Below are 14374 nucleotides of genomic sequence, written 5' to 3' on the forward strand. Positions count from 1 at the left end.
GCGCTTGTCCACTATTATTTCATTTGGTTGTTCATAGCTTTTAACATTTGGTTAATTTTCTTTTGCGAAGGTTTTTGTCCCATTTGCATCATCATTGCACGGAGCATTTGCTCATTAATTGGTGGGTTCTTCTTTAAGTAACTCATCATGTACTGACGTGCTATGAAAAAACCTAGTGCTACTCCAGCAACAAGTGCTAGAACACCAACTAGAATAACTACCCATAAATCCATTGTTTCTTCCTCCTTCAAGCTGTCTATACTACAGTGTACTAAAACCGTTCTCATTATACAATATGAAAGTATGATTTACACGAATTTTCGTTGTTTAACAGGAGAAATCCATCCGAAACTAGCTTGCTGAACATTGACTGCTAGGAACCGAGAATCCCACTGCTTCAAAAGCTCAAAGCACACCATTTCTGCTTCATATTTTCCTTTTGCTAGTAAAGTTAAGTTCCGTTCAGAAACAGATAAGGTCGCAATACTTTCCCCATTCTGCCCTTCAATGTAATGTCCTTCATGTGTGAACCGATAGCTTGTCTTATTTTTAAGCTCAGTCTCAATATATTGATTAAAGTGGATGGCAGGAATCGGCTTTGTGATATAGTTGATTTGCTTACTTAAGATAGATTTTAGCTCACCTCGAGCAACGTTATATTCCGCAAAAAGATTATAAAACATTCCTTCTCTACCAAAATAGTGTCGAGCAAACTCCTCTTCAATCAAGTAGATCATATACTCTCTCATTTTTACCGTCCCTCCTGATAGGCGCATCGTACCGACCATTATATCAGTAAAAAATCGAAAACTATGTCTCTTCTTGTTTAAGGAATTAACTTTTTTTGTCGAAAAAGCCTCTTTATCAATAAGATAAGAGGCTTTTTGATTTAACCTTGAAGGAGCTCCTTCGTTACCTTAACTACATTCTCAACAGAAAAGCCGTATTCTTTCATAACTAGTTCTCCTGGAGCTGATGCACCGAACGTATGGATTCCAATGATTTCTCCTTCATCTCCAACATAACGTTCCCAGCCAAGAGGTGTAGCCATTTCAATTCCAACACGCTTTTTAACATTTTTCGGAATAACAGATTCTTTATATTCCTTCGTTTGTTGTTCAAAGCGATACCAAGATGGCATGCTTACGACTGAAACAGATATACCTTCTTCTTCAAGGGTTTTCTGAGCCTCTACCGCTAAGCCAACCTCAGAACCACTAGCAAGTAATAGAGCATCTGGTACTTCCTTAGACGCTTTTGATACGACATAGGCACCTTTTTTAACACCTTCATAAGCATGCTCTTTTGTAGATTCCATTGTTTGTAAATCTTGTCTAGTTAGAACAAGAGCAGTTGGTGTATGTGTAGATTCAATAGCTAACTTCCAAGCTGCTGCTGTTTCATTCCCATCAGCTGGTCGGATTACATCCAGACCTGGCATTGCTCTTAATGAAGGAAGTTGTTCAATTGGTTCATGTGTAGGACCATCTTCACCTACAGCAATACTGTCATGTGTAAATACATATGTGACTGGTAATTGCATTAGCGCGGCTAAGCGGATTGCAGGACGTAAATAATCTGAAAATACAAAGAACGTACCTCCATAAACTTTAACACCACCGTGTAAAGCAAGTCCATTTAATGCCGCCCCCATAGCAAACTCACGAACACCAAACCAAATATTTCGACCACTATAATCTTCATGGGTGAAATCGGCAGAACCTTTAATTAATGTTTTATTAGAACCGGCTAAATCCGCAGAGCCTCCAAAGAAGAATGGAAGATTTTTCGCAATTGCATTTAATGCTTCTCCAGAGGAAGCGCGACTTGCAAGAGCCTTTCCTGTCTCATACACAGGTAAATCTTGATCCCAACCTCTTGGAAGTTCTCCTTTTATCGCACTTTTTAGCTCGGAAGCTAGTTCAGGATAAGCGGATTCGTATTCAGCAAAAATTTGGTTGTAATCCAGCTCAGCCTTTTCTCCTTTTTCAACAACTGTTTGTTTAAAGTGTTGATATACTTCATCAGGAACATGGAAATCTTGTTCAAAAGTCCACTTATAAGCCTCTTTTGTAAGCTTAGTCTCTTCAGCACCAAGCGGAGATCCATGAACACCTGAAGTGCCTGAGCGATTAGGTGAACCATAACCTATGGTTGTTTTTACTTCAATAAGTGTCGGACGATTTAAATCTGTTTTTGATTCCGCTAATGCACGACTGATTTCATTAATGTCATTTCCATCCTCGACACGAATTACCTGCCAGCCGTAGGATTTGAATCGACCTTCTACACTCTCGGAAAACGCTCGATCTAATTCTCCATCAAGTGAAATATCATTAGAATCATAAAGAACAACAAGCTTACCTAATCTTAAATGCGCGGCTAAAGAGGCTGCTTCAGCAGAGACCCCCTCCATTAAATCGCCATCTCCACAAATTGTATATGTAAAATGATCAATTAAATCAAAGCCTGGTTGGTTATACTTAGCCGCTAGGTGTCTCTCAGCCATTGCCATACCAACTGCCATTGCAACACCTTGTCCAAGTGGTCCGGTAGTTGCTTCTACGCCTGGTGTATGTCTAAACTCTGGATGACCTGGTGTTTTACTTCCCCATTGACGGAAATTCTTTATGTCTTCCATTGATAAATCATAACCAGAAATATGTAATAAACTATAAAGTAGCATAGAGCCATGCCCTGCAGATAAAACAAAACGATCTCGATTGAACCATTCTGGGTTATTAGGATTATGATTCATAAATTGGGTCCAAAGAGTGTAAGCCATCGGCGCAGCCCCCATCGGCATCCCCGGGTGACCAGAATTAGCTTTTTCAATTGCATCAATTGAAAGAGTACGAATTGCATTAATTGACAATTGATCAATTTTCTCCATGATAATCATCCTTTCAAATAAAAAATTATTTCCATCATATCCTTTAACAGTATGAAGGACAACCTATAATACTTTATTAATGTAGACTGTTTCTATTTTTCTTACTTTGTTTCAACTTACCAGGGGTAACATCATTCCCTTTTTCATCCACTACCTTAATGGAGTGTAGATGGTCTGTCATCTGTCCGCGAAATGCCTTTAAATATTCTTCACGAAGCTGTTTCTGTTCATCAGCTTCAGGTCCAGTTAGACCGACCTCTTTAGATTTTTTTGAAAGATGGTTGATTCTAGCTAGTTTTTCTTGTGATATCATCGTTATTATACTCCTTTACTGCTGTCTTAAACATATTCGTATCATACTAAAAGAACCCGCTTGTATCAAGCAGGTTACATTTTTGTTTGTATATATTCATTATACCTTCTATTAACAGTTGCCTTTGAGATGTGATACCCCAGTCCATTTAATGTAATGGCAATATCTTTAAAAGTAAGTTTATTATTACGCAGTCTTATAATTTCTTCAATCGGAACATCAATTTTAGACCTACCCGGGCTTAGATGTAGATTTGAAAAATTCTTCTCTGGTGAATACCCATGGGCAATAGCTCTTTGCATCCCACGTCTTATTTTCGTATTTTGAATCTTCCGCTGAAACTCTTCCACGATACTCACAATGCTTAGGACCAAAGAATCACCGTCTGATAACTCAATTTCATTCTGATTTATAGATGTAAAGATTTTAATGTTCTCTTTAAACAATAAATGAATTAATGCTAGTTTTGCGTTTCCACGTCCTAGTCTGGTCTCATCCTGGATTAGAAAAACATCGACTTTGTTTTCTTTTATATAGTCTAAAATCTCGATCATTCCATCACGATCAATTTGAAACCCACTTACCTTTTCGGTTACTGTCTTGACAATACTAAATCCATTATCCTTAGCTAGATGACTTAGTTCCTCTACCTGCCTTTGTAAAGAAGCTTCTTGTGTTTCTTTATTAGTGCTCACTCTAGCATAAATGATTGCGTTCATTATCTATTTGTTCCTCCATCAGCGACCAAGATGATGCTCTCCTGTGTATGATCTATCTGAACAGGTATAGTTATAATTGATCCCGCGGAAATAAAATCCGTATCTAGCTGATTATGCTTTTCCACCCAAGTTACAAATTCCGAAGGTGTTAGTTTATGCTTCTCTGAATAATCCACTGCTAAATCCCAAATGGTCTCATTTTCTAATACCTGAACTTGGACAAACTCTTCTTCTATCCTTGTATCACTGGAAAGGTAAGCTATAAAACAAAATAAAACAATAGACATTAAAAAAACTATATAGAATGATAGATTCATAGGTTTAATACTCATAATAAATTCCCCCAAAACAGAATGTTTGTTCTCGTATATATTAATAATATAATACGAACACACGTTTTGGTCAATAGTTTTTCTCGAACTTATGTTTGTATATTTAATTGGAACATGCTATACTTTATGTAATAAAATGGAGACATTGAGGTGTAACTATGAAAAAACTATCAAAGCGTCAACAGGATATTCTAGAGTTTATTAAGAAAGAAGTTCACCTAAAGGGATATCCACCATCTGTCCGTGAAATTGGAGAAGCAGTCGGTCTAGCTTCTAGCTCTACTGTTCACGGCCATTTAGCTAGACTAGAAAGCAAGGGACTTATACGACGCGACCCTACTAAACCAAGAGCAATTGAAATATTAGATCAGGATGTAGTACAACCTGTTTATTCTGGATCAGTAATAAATGTCCCCATTCTAGGGAAAGTAACAGCTGGACAGCCTATCACCGCTATCGAAAATGTTGATGATTACTTCCCGATACCAGATCGTTATGTATCACCAGATGAAAAGGTATTTATGCTAGAAATTATGGGTGATAGTATGATAGAAGCAGGAATATTTGATGGTGATCTAGTACTCGTTCGCCAACAACATACAGCAAGTAATGGAGATATTGTGGTGGCAATGACTGAAGAAGATGAGGCAACGGTAAAGAGGTTTTTCAAGGAAAAGGATTACTTCCGCCTTCAACCTGAAAACTCAATGCTTGAACCGATCATTTTAAAGAGTGTCTCAATCCTTGGGAAAGTAATCGGTGTTTATCGCACATTGCACTAAAGATTTAGCCAAAGTTTGTATGAAAACGGTTGGGATAAACTCAATCGTTTTTTCTTTGTCTATATTTTTTTATATTCAACATGCTTAGTAGATAATATGATGATAATCTTAAAAAAAAGCAGATCTATACTAGATTTGCTTTTCAAATTATATATATCATGGTTTTAATTTGGTATCCCTAATTGTTTTATTCTACAATAAGCCTAATAATATTTCCTGAAGGATCCTCGGTTTTATAATAACCCTCTTCTTTCATACACCCCACATTTAGGGCAGTTAATCTTTTAATAGCTTCTTCTAAATCAATCATGTTAGGAAAAACAATGGAAAACCACTCCAAGCCTACACTTCTTTCGTCTGGTGTGGGTGCGCCTATTCCATTCCATGTATTTAGTCCTATATGGTGATGATATCTTCCGGATGATATAAAGAGTGCTTGATTTCCATAGTGACTCACAATAGTAAACCCCAATCCGTTGCAGTAAAACTCTCTTGCTAGAGTTAGATCTGATACATGTAAGTGGATATGGCCCATAATTGTTTCTGGTGGCATCCCCTTCCACACTACATTATTAGCATAAGATAATAACTCTCTACTATTTAATGGTTTAGATGCCATTACTACCTCTTCACCCTCCCATTTCCATGTTTCTGGTAGTCTATCTACGTATATCTCAATACCATTTCCATCCGGGTCTGATAAATATATCGCTTCACTTACTAAATGGTCTGATGCACCTTCTAGTGGGTACCCTTTATCAATTAAATGATGTAACACATCGGCCAGATCAGCTCTTGTAGGTACGAGTAAAGCAAAATGATACAACCCTGTCGAACGTGCTTGTTTAGGAATCACTTTCTCTGGTTGCTCAAGCTGAAGTAATGGGTAAATTCCGTCTGCAGTTAATACTGTATGGTTTCTATTTTTTTTCAACACTTTAAGTCCGATTACGTCTACATAAAATTGGATGGACCGCTCCATTGATTGAACCTTTATAGCAACTTGGTTTATGTAGGTTGTTGGAGATTCATGAAATTTCATAATTGGTAACCCTCCTTACTTATTTTATTACCAAAAAGAGACAGCCCTAAGGCCATCTCTTTTAATAAATCGTCATATATTGTTCGCGTTCCCAAGGGTGCACTTGAGTTCTAAACATATCCCACTCAATTTCTTTTGCTTCAACAAAATGCTCAAGAATATGTCTACCTAATGCGTTAATAATTACTTCATCTGTTTTTAGGTTTTCTAATGCTTGGTATAAAGTAGCTGGTAAATCAGCAATACCGTTTTCTAAGCGTTCTTCTTTATTCATTACATAGATGTTACGGTCAACTGCCTTTGGTGGCTGAAGCTTATTCTTAATTCCATCTAGACCTGCTGCTAATAAAACAGACATTGCTAAATATGGATTTGCTGCTGGGTCTACACTTCTTACCTCAACACGAGTACTTAATCCACGTGAAGAAGGAATACGAATTAATGGACTTCTATTTCTAGCGGACCAAGCTACATAGCAAGGTGCTTCGTAACCAGGAACTAATCGCTTATATGAGTTAACAGTTGGATTTGTTACTGCTGTAAAGTTTGTAGCATGCTTAAGTGTACCCGCAATAAACTGACGTGCTGTATCACTTAATTGTAATTCACCATTTGGATCAAAGAATGCATTTTCTCCATTTTTAAATAAAGAAACGTTACAGTGCATTCCAGAACCGTTTACACCAAACAATGGTTTAGGCATGAATGTTGCATGAAGTCCATGCTTTCGTGCAATTGTTTTTACAACTAGCTTGAATGTTTGAATATCATCACAAGCTTTTAGCGCACTTGCATATTTAAAATCAATCTCATGTTGACCAGGTGCTACTTCATGGTGAGAAGCTTCAATTTCAAAGCCCATCTCCTCAAGTTCTAACACGATGTCACGGCGGCAATTTTCACCAAGGTCAGTTGGTGCTAAATCAAAGTATCCTCCCGCATCATTCAACTCAAGAGTTGGTTCACCTTTTTCATCTAATTTAAATAAGAAGAATTCTGGCTCAGGTCCTAGATTAAAGTCTGTGAATCCAAGAGCTTCCATTTCCTTTAAAACACGCTTTAGGTTATTACGTGGATCACCTTCAAATGGAGTGCCATCTGGATTATAGATATCACAAATTAAGCGAGCAACTTTTCCTTTTTCAGCAGTCCAAGGGAATACTACCCAAGTATCTAAATCCGGGAATAGGTACATATCTGATTCTTCAATACGTACAAATCCTTCAATAGAAGAACCGTCAAACATCATCTTATTATCAAGAGCTTTTTCTAGTTGACTTACAGGAATTTCCACATTCTTAATAATCCCTAGTAAGTCTGTAAATTGTAAACGAATATACTTTACATTTTCTTCCTTTGTAATACGAAAAATATCCTCTTTAGAAAACTTTGCCATACTAGCATTCCTCCCTGTTTTATCTTCTTAATGAAAGAACCTTGACATATCACCTTGTCGCAATGATGTTCGGTTAAAACGACCAGCCTGAATAAGTTCTGATTTTAATAGTTTTCGAAGCTCATCATCACTTAACTCTTTTGGTGAGACAGGATTCTTACTATCTTCTTGCTGAGTTTCCTGCTGATTTGCTACTTGAAGGACTTTCTTAATTCCTGCCATGTTAACACCCTGGTCAATCATTTCTTTTATCTCTAATAATCGATCAACATCGTTAAATGAGTATAAGCGACGATTCCCTTCGGACCTTGCAGGCTGTACTAAATTATGTTCTTCATAATAGCGGATTTGGCGGGCCGATAACTCAGTCAGACTCATAACAATCCCCATTGGAAATAAAGGCATATTACGACGTATGTTATCGCTCATAACCAATCCTCCTTTTTTTACTTCTTAATTATATTCTATGCTATGTAAGGAAATGTGTCAACGCCATGTTATGTTTTATTACATAAAAATTTTTTAGTAATTTTACCGTGTTACTTTTCCCATGAATTCTATAAGTTAAACAATTTCCGCTCAATTAATGAGTCTATCGCAGAACAAATTGCCATTTTTACATGACTATACGTTAGACCACCTTGTACATAAGCAACATAAGGTGCACGCAAAGGGCCATCAGCTGTTAACTCAATACTTGCCCCCTGTATAAAAGTTCCCGCAGCCATAATGACATCATCTTCATACCCTGGCATGTAACTTGGATAAGGTGTTACATGACTGTTGATTGGTGAAGCATATTGGATTGCTTGGCAAAACGCAACCATCATTTCTCGATCGTTAAATTCAATAGATTGTATTAGGTCCGTCCTCTTACTATCCCATTTCGGACTAGTATTAAATCCAAGTCTATTTAAAAAAGCTGAACTAAATACCGCTCCTTTTAATGCTTGACTCACCACATGGGGTGCCATGAAAAAACCTTGATACATCTCTTGGAGGCTATATAAGGAAGCTCCTGCTTCTGCTCCAATTCCCGGGGAGGTCATTCGATAGCTACATGCCTCAACTAGAGATGCCTTTCCGACAATATATCCCCCTGTTTTTGCTAGTCCCCCACCTGGATTTTTGATTAAAGAACCAGCCATGAGGTCGACTCCAATATGACAGGGCTCAAGCTCCTCAACAAATTCACCATAGCAATTATCAACAAATATAATTAGGTCATCTTTTATGGCTCTAACAAACCTCACCATTTCTTTTATTTCTTCTATAGTAAAAGAAGGTCTTGTAGCATACCCTTTTGAGCGCTGAATTCCAATCATTTTTGTATTGTGTTTTATAGCTTCTTTTACTTCATCAAAATTAATTCGACCTTCAGCTGTCAAATCTACAGAATTATAGTCAATGTTAAAATCTTTTAATGAGCCGTTTCCATTCCCACGTATACCAACAATCTCCTCAAGTGTGTCATAAGGCTTGCCTGTAATATACAATAATTCATCACCAGGCCTTAGAATACCAAATAATGAAATCGAGATTGCATGGGTACCCGATATAATTTGAGGTCTCACTAACCCCGCTTCTGCCCCGAACACATCAGCATAAATTCTTTCAAGTGTGTCTCTCCCCATATCATCATAGCCATATCCCGTCGTTGGAATGAAGTGAGAATCACTCACTCTGTGCTTTCGGTAAGCTTCTAGAACGCGAAATTGGTTCTTCTCAGCAAGAGAATCAATCTCTTGCTGAACTTCTTTTATTTGCTCTTCTGTCTCTGTTACAACCTGTAGTAGTTTTTCTCCGTGTTTTAAATACTGTAACATTCCTAGTTCCTCTCTTACTGCATATAATTCTTTAATTGTTGTGTGATGGATAATGTTGGCTGTATATAGCCCTTACATAAATAACTATCTTTCTCTTCTTCAAAGGATAGCTCTGTTAAAACAGAGGTTGACTTTAGCATAGATAACAATTTTCCTTCTGAGTTAGGAATATACACCTTGTATTCTTCCATGGTTTCCATCATTAGAGATTGAATCACTTGCTTTAACGAGTCTAAATCATCCTCATTAAAGGCACTAATTAGAATGGACTGGTGAACCGATGAAGGAACAAAGTCGTGGTGCTTTTCATCACTCTTATTGTAGACGGTTAGCACCGGAATCTTGTCTGCTTCAAGCTCATCTAACAACTTATAGACGGTTTGCTCATGATTAAAATAATCTGGATTTGACGAGTCGACTATATGTAAAATTAAGTCTGCTTCCTTGGCCTCCTCTAGCGTAGATCTAAAGGCAGCTATTAATGAGGTTGGTAAATCTTGAATAAACCCAACTGTGTCTGTTAGCAATGCCGTAAATCCTGATGGCAAAATACACTTACGCGTCATCGGATCAAGAGTCGCGAAGAGTTGATTCTCTTCAAATGAATCAGCTTCGGTTAACCTATTAAACAATGTAGATTTCCCGGCATTTGTGTAACCCACTAGAGCAAGCTGAAACGATTGATTATGCTTTCTTCTTTCTCGATATCTTTCACGATGCTTTACGATGCTAACCAGTTGAGATTTAATATCATCAATTCTACGGTGAATATGACGTCGATCAGTTTCTAGTTTTGTTTCACCTGGTCCTCTTGTTCCAATACCTCCACCAAGTCTCGACAGTGAAAGACCTTTTCCTATTAAACGTGGTAATAAATATTGAAGCTGAGCTAGCTCTACCTGTAGCTTCCCTTCTCTAGATCTTGCCCTTTGAGCAAATATATCTAAGATTAGCTGCGTACGATCAATAACCCTTGCTTCTAATACATTTGAAAGATTTCTTATCTGACTTGGAGATAATTCATCATTAAATATAATCACATCTGGCTCTAGCTCTTCTGCAAGAGTAATTAACTCTTCAACCTTCCCCTTACCAATATAAGTCGCGGGGTGTCTAGTATTTCTCTTTTGAGAGACGGTTGCGATTGCTTTACCTTTTGCTGTTTTAGTTAAAGAAACTAATTCATCTAAGGAGTATTGAAAACGGTCATCATCTTCAGTAGGCAGTTGACAACCAACAAGTATTACTTTTTCAAGCTCCTGCTCTGTTGTTCCCAATGATTCATCCCTCATTCCTGACATTTTTACTTTATAAACTCATCATACCAAATCTGCCTATAATTAGAAACTTCTTCAAAGTTTGTTAAATTTAAATGCTTTTTATACAAATTGTCTTGATTTCAGCCATATACCTGTTAAAATAAAGCGAATCATCATAGAACATTAACTTGAGAGGGAACATAAATGATTACTTGGGATGTTATGACAATCATTGGCACCATTGCTTTTGCTGTGAGCGGAGGCATTGTGGCAATGGAAGAAGATTATGATATATTAGGAGTTTATGTATTAGGATTAGTTACCGCCTTTGGTGGCGGTGCTATTCGTAACTTATTAATCGGAGTACCTGTTTCATCTCTATGGGAACAGGGCTATATGTTTCAATTAGCTCTTCTATCTATTACGGTTATTTTTCTTTTTCCAAATGGCCTGTTAAAACATTGGAAAAGATGGGGAAATTTCTTCGATGCAATTGGACTCGCAGCATTTGCGATTCAAGGAGCCTTGTATGCGACTGAAATGGGGCATCCCATTAGTGCCGTAGTTGTCGCAGCTGTGTTAACCGGGAGCGGTGGTGGAATCATCCGCGATGTACTCGCGGGGAGAAAACCTGTCGTTTTCAGGTCAGAAATTTATGCTGTTTGGGCAGCTTTAGCCGGATTAGCTATTGGCTTTAATGTCGTTACTGGAACTCTTGGTCTTTATTTATTATTTATATTGATTGTCGCCTTACGGATGGCCTCATTATTTTATAAATGGAGGTTACCCGTTAAATCCATTGGACAACAAGAGCCTCAAAGACACACTTTAAAAGCTTAGTTTTATTTATACTATATAACTATGAACCATCTAAAATCGGAATGGAAATTATTAAAGTGGATATCTTTTGTAAAAAATAGAAATAATATATGAACATGTAAAGGAGCTCCCCGCTCGGGTAGCTCCTTTAGATTTCAACTCCAAATTCCAAATCATGACGTTGAATTAATAATAGGTCCTGTCTCTCATATGATTCGTTTCGTAATAGCCGCATTGCTTGTGAGCGGATTGTCTTCTCAATAACATTTCGTACATATCTCCCATTACTAAAAGAACGAGGGTTTTGTAATAGGAGTTCCTTTAGATGATTCCTCAGCTCCCACTCCGCATCTTTCGTTAATTGGTACTCCTTATCCGAAAGAATTCTTTTACCAATTTCCATTAATTGCTCAACTGAGTAATCTGGGAAATCTAATACTACAGGAAATCTTGATTTCAACCCTGGATTCAATGAAAGAAAGTTTTCCATTTCACGAGAATATCCAGCAAGAATTAATATAAAATCATGCTGTTTATCTTCCATATGCTTAACTAACGTATCAATTGCTTCTTTACCAAAGTCTTTTTCTCCACCTCTAGCCAAAGAATATGCCTCATCCACAAATAAGATCCCACCCATTGCTTTTTTTATGAGATCCCGAGTTTTCTGAGCAGTATGACCAATATACTCGCCCACCAAGTCTGCTCGTTCCGCCTCAATTAGGTGTCCTTTTGACAAGACATTCATTTGAAGAAAGAGTTTACCTAATAATCGTGCTACAGTCGTTTTTCCAGTACCTGGATTTCCTTTAAATAGCATATGCAGTACTTGTTTACCAACCTTGAGTCCTTGTTCCTCTCTCTTTTTATTAATGTATAGCCATGCATAAATTTCTTTTACCATTTTTTTCATCTCAGTTAACCCAACGAGATTAGCTAATTCTTCTTCTATGTGCTTGAGTTCTGGATGTTTGGCCGGAACCTCAACCATCGGGTACGGCTCACGATCCATTTTAGTGGAATGAGAATGTTGTTTTTTCTGATCGTGAAGAATAATATTAATTTGTCCGTTGTTTTTTAACTTAATTGGTTGATCCAAGGACTTTCACCTCTCATTTCATTACATTATACGTTGAAACTTTGAGAAATGTGACAAAAGCCTAATTTTCTAAAAAAAAGTTCAAAATTGATTTGATTCGTAACAAAAATACTTACAAATTAAGACACGATTTACGCTAATTTGTCTATATATGCGCTTTCCCGAGAAATATCTTATTGCTTAGTATTTTGTTTTCTATCTGATAACTTTACGGAAAAAATCAGTCTATAAAAAAAAACCTCGAGTATATCGAGGTTAAGATTGTTGTTCAAGATCTATTTGAACATTCTTTTGTGGAACAAATGTTGATATAGCATGTTTATAGATTAACTGTTGCTTCCCTTCTGATTCCAACAGAACTGTAAAGTTGTCAAACCCCTTTACTAATCCTCTTAATTGAAAACCATTAAGTAGGTAAACCGTAACAAATGCGTTATCTTTACGAAGCTGATTTAAAAATTGATCTTGGATATTAATAGACTGCTTCATGTAAGCCCTCCTCATTTCTCTATACTGTTCTATTTCGCTTAAATCTTAAGCTTTCCTGCTATATATTCAATTATTTCAATAAACTTTTTTTCATAGTCTCCCTCTGTCATATCAAACCATTTGACATCCATCTTGTTTCGAAACCAAGTTAGCTGTCTTTTGGCATATCTTCTCGAGTTTCTTTTCAAAAGTTCAATCGCATCTTGAAAGGAAATTAGACCATCTAAATATTGATATAACTCTTTATAACCAATCGCTTGAATTGATTGTACATCTTTAATTCCCAAGTCATGCAGTTTCCTAACCTCTTCTTCTAGACCTTCTTCTACCATCAAATCTACACGTTGATTAATCCGATGATATAAAATTTCTCGATCTAGAGTTAGGCCAATTAATGCTAAGTCATATAGTAACTCTTCTTCCTGCTCATCCATATAGTCACTCATGGTTTTACCGGTTGTTATGTATACTTCGAGTGCCCTAATTACACGGCGGTGATTATTTGGGTGTATACTTTCAGCACTTATAGGATCAATCTGTTGCAAACGCTCCATTAATACATCTATTCCCTTTTCAGCTAGTTCCGTTTCAAGCTGTTTTCTAACAGCTTCATCAGAGCCCTTTTCTGAAAAATGATAATTATGAATGACAGACTGGATATATAACCCGGTTCCACCAACAATGATGGGGAGCTTTCCTCGTGCTGTGATTTCCTGAATCAATTTTCTTACATCTGTTTGAAATTCTGCCGTTGAATAAGGTTCGGTAGGATCCTTAATATCAATAAGATGATGCGGAATTCCTTCCATTTCTTCTGGTGTAATCTTTGCTGTCCCTATATCCATGGAACGATATATCTGCATAGAGTCTCCACTGATAATTTCACCATTAAATCTCTTTGCTACCTCAATACTAAGCTTGGTCTTACCAACAGCTGTTGGTCCAATAATAACAACAACCTTCTCCATATTCATGTTCTTATATTCTACCTCGTTCCTACCGTTCTATAGTATGATCCTATTTTATCATAAACCTCATGATATTAATTATAGACATTGTAGCAACATCAAAATAGTATGCCCAATCCGATCCGTTTCATTCGTATTTTTTAAAAAAAGACTGTGTTAAACATTGTTGTTGATTTTCGTTACAGGACACTCGCTTTCCGCGGGCGAGTCCGTGAGCCTCCTCACTGGAAAAGCGAAAATGCCCCGGTTAGCCCCGACAAGCATTCGCCTGTGGGGTCTTCCCGTGACCCGCTCTCCCGCGCTTGCACAGGAAGTGCTGACCTCTGCGTTTGCCACAGGACGTGGCAGCCTTTAGTAGAGGTTCCTTATAATCGCGTCCTTCCACTACAATCAACACTGCAAAAAAAACAACACTGGTCTTTAACACAGCTAAAAAA

Annotated in this window: 16 protein-coding genes; 2 read left to right on the forward strand and 14 right to left on the reverse strand. The window is 37.3% G+C overall.

The window, feature by feature from the left end:
• Positions 1–14 precede the first annotated feature (14 nt).
• From G4D63_RS00140 to yneA, 6 genes are all read right to left on the reverse strand, one after another.
• Entirely contained in the window at positions 15–233 is a 219-nt protein-coding gene (locus G4D63_RS00140) for a YneF family protein (RefSeq protein ID WP_163176482.1), read from the reverse strand.
• A gap of 75 nt (positions 234–308) precedes the next feature.
• A complete protein-coding gene (gene sirA / locus G4D63_RS00145) occupies positions 309–749 on the reverse strand; it encodes a sporulation inhibitor of replication protein SirA (RefSeq protein ID WP_163176484.1) in 441 nt (146 codons plus the stop codon).
• Between the two features lie 140 nt (positions 750–889).
• Positions 890–2893 carry a transketolase gene (gene tkt / locus G4D63_RS00150; RefSeq protein ID WP_420837788.1) on the reverse strand — a complete coding sequence of 668 codons (2004 nt, stop codon included), beginning with the start codon at positions 2891–2893 and terminating at the stop codon, positions 890–892.
• Between the two features lie 76 nt (positions 2894–2969).
• The gene (locus G4D63_RS00155) at positions 2970–3206 is read right to left on the reverse strand and encodes a DUF896 domain-containing protein (RefSeq protein ID WP_163176488.1); all 237 of its coding nucleotides are present in this window, start codon (positions 3204–3206) and stop codon (positions 2970–2972) included.
• A gap of 74 nt (positions 3207–3280) precedes the next feature.
• Positions 3281–3925, reverse strand: a complete 645-nt coding sequence (locus G4D63_RS00160; protein WP_163176490.1) for a YneB family resolvase-like protein — start codon at positions 3923–3925, stop codon at positions 3281–3283.
• Positions 3925–4257: a cell division suppressor protein YneA gene (gene yneA, locus G4D63_RS00165; RefSeq protein WP_163176491.1), complete on the reverse strand. Its 333-nt coding sequence runs from the start codon at positions 4255–4257 to the stop codon at positions 3925–3927. The genes G4D63_RS00160 and yneA overlap by 1 nt, the downstream gene beginning before the upstream one ends.
• A 158-nt stretch (positions 4258–4415) precedes the next feature.
• On the opposite strand from yneA, the gene lexA reads away from it, so the two are divergent.
• Positions 4416–5039: a transcriptional repressor LexA gene (lexA, locus tag G4D63_RS00170; RefSeq protein ID WP_163176493.1), complete on the forward strand. Its 624-nt coding sequence runs from the start codon at positions 4416–4418 to the stop codon at positions 5037–5039.
• Between the two features lie 187 nt (positions 5040–5226).
• Here lexA and G4D63_RS00175 read toward each other — a convergent pair whose 3' ends face one another.
• From G4D63_RS00175 to hflX, 5 genes are all read right to left on the reverse strand, one after another.
• The gene (locus tag G4D63_RS00175) at positions 5227–6081 is read right to left on the reverse strand and encodes a VOC family protein (RefSeq protein ID WP_163176495.1); all 855 of its coding nucleotides are present in this window, start codon (positions 6079–6081) and stop codon (positions 5227–5229) included.
• 61 nt (positions 6082–6142) lie between these two features.
• A complete protein-coding gene (gene glnA / locus G4D63_RS00180) occupies positions 6143–7477 on the reverse strand; it encodes a type I glutamate--ammonia ligase (protein ID WP_163176497.1) in 1335 nt (444 codons plus the stop codon).
• A 27-nt stretch (positions 7478–7504) separates the two neighbouring features.
• On the reverse strand, positions 7505–7906 hold the full coding sequence (locus tag G4D63_RS00185) for a MerR family transcriptional regulator (protein WP_163176499.1): 402 nt from the start codon (positions 7904–7906) through the stop codon (positions 7505–7507).
• A 128-nt stretch (positions 7907–8034) separates the two neighbouring features.
• Positions 8035–9303 (reverse strand): methionine gamma-lyase family protein, encoded by a 1269-nt coding sequence (locus G4D63_RS00190; protein ID WP_163176501.1) that lies wholly within the window; start codon positions 9301–9303, stop codon positions 8035–8037.
• Between the two features lie 14 nt (positions 9304–9317).
• The gene (gene hflX, locus G4D63_RS00195; RefSeq protein WP_239585838.1) at positions 9318–10580 is read right to left on the reverse strand and encodes a GTPase HflX; all 1263 of its coding nucleotides are present in this window, start codon (positions 10578–10580) and stop codon (positions 9318–9320) included.
• 189 nt (positions 10581–10769) lie between these two features.
• Between hflX and G4D63_RS00200 the strand changes: the two genes are divergently transcribed.
• Positions 10770–11402, forward strand: a complete 633-nt coding sequence (locus G4D63_RS00200) for a TRIC cation channel family protein (RefSeq protein ID WP_163178323.1) — start codon at positions 10770–10772, stop codon at positions 11400–11402.
• A gap of 127 nt (positions 11403–11529) precedes the next feature.
• On the opposite strand, the gene spoVK is transcribed toward G4D63_RS00200, so the two are convergent.
• From spoVK to miaA, 3 genes are all read right to left on the reverse strand, one after another.
• Positions 11530–12480 carry a stage V sporulation protein K gene (gene spoVK, locus G4D63_RS00205; RefSeq protein ID WP_163176502.1) on the reverse strand — a complete coding sequence of 317 codons (951 nt, stop codon included), beginning with the start codon at positions 12478–12480 and terminating at the stop codon, positions 11530–11532.
• A gap of 255 nt (positions 12481–12735) precedes the next feature.
• A complete protein-coding gene (gene hfq / locus G4D63_RS00210) occupies positions 12736–12969 on the reverse strand; it encodes an RNA chaperone Hfq (protein WP_163176504.1) in 234 nt (77 codons plus the stop codon).
• A gap of 38 nt (positions 12970–13007) precedes the next feature.
• Positions 13008–13943 carry a tRNA (adenosine(37)-N6)-dimethylallyltransferase MiaA gene (miaA, locus tag G4D63_RS00215; RefSeq protein WP_163176506.1) on the reverse strand — a complete coding sequence of 312 codons (936 nt, stop codon included), beginning with the start codon at positions 13941–13943 and terminating at the stop codon, positions 13008–13010.
• Positions 13944–14374 lie beyond the last annotated feature (431 nt).

Origin of the sequence: Bacillus mesophilus (assembly GCF_011008845.1) — a bacterium.
Taxonomy (GTDB): domain Bacteria; phylum Bacillota; class Bacilli; order Bacillales; family SA4; genus Bacillus_BS; species Bacillus_BS mesophilus.

Coding starts and splice junctions, on each gene's coding strand:
- G4D63_RS00140 (WP_163176482.1), bottom strand. CDS start 233: ATGGATTTATGGGTAGTTATTCTAGTTGGTGTTCTAGCACTTGTTGCT.
- sirA (WP_163176484.1), bottom strand. CDS start 749: ATGAGAGAGTATATGATCTACTTGATTGAAGAGGAGTTTGCTCGACAC.
- tkt (WP_420837788.1), bottom strand. CDS start 2,893: ATGGAGAAAATTGATCAATTGTCAATTAATGCAATTCGTACTCTTTCA.
- G4D63_RS00155 (WP_163176488.1), bottom strand. CDS start 3,206: ATGATATCACAAGAAAAACTAGCTAGAATCAACCATCTTTCAAAAAAA.
- G4D63_RS00160 (WP_163176490.1), bottom strand. CDS start 3,925: ATGAACGCAATCATTTATGCTAGAGTGAGCACTAATAAAGAAACACAA.
- yneA (WP_163176491.1), bottom strand. CDS start 4,257: ATGAGTATTAAACCTATGAATCTATCATTCTATATAGTTTTTTTAATG.
- lexA (WP_163176493.1), top strand. CDS start 4,416: ATGAAAAAACTATCAAAGCGTCAACAGGATATTCTAGAGTTTATTAAG.
- G4D63_RS00175 (WP_163176495.1), bottom strand. CDS start 6,081: ATGAAATTTCATGAATCTCCAACAACCTACATAAACCAAGTTGCTATA.
- glnA (WP_163176497.1), bottom strand. CDS start 7,477: ATGGCAAAGTTTTCTAAAGAGGATATTTTTCGTATTACAAAGGAAGAA.
- G4D63_RS00185 (WP_163176499.1), bottom strand. CDS start 7,906: ATGAGCGATAACATACGTCGTAATATGCCTTTATTTCCAATGGGGATT.
- G4D63_RS00190 (WP_163176501.1), bottom strand. CDS start 9,303: ATGTTACAGTATTTAAAACACGGAGAAAAACTACTACAGGTTGTAACA.
- hfq (WP_163176504.1), bottom strand. CDS start 12,969: ATGAAGCAGTCTATTAATATCCAAGATCAATTTTTAAATCAGCTTCGT.
- miaA (WP_163176506.1), bottom strand. CDS start 13,943: ATGAATATGGAGAAGGTTGTTGTTATTATTGGACCAACAGCTGTTGGT.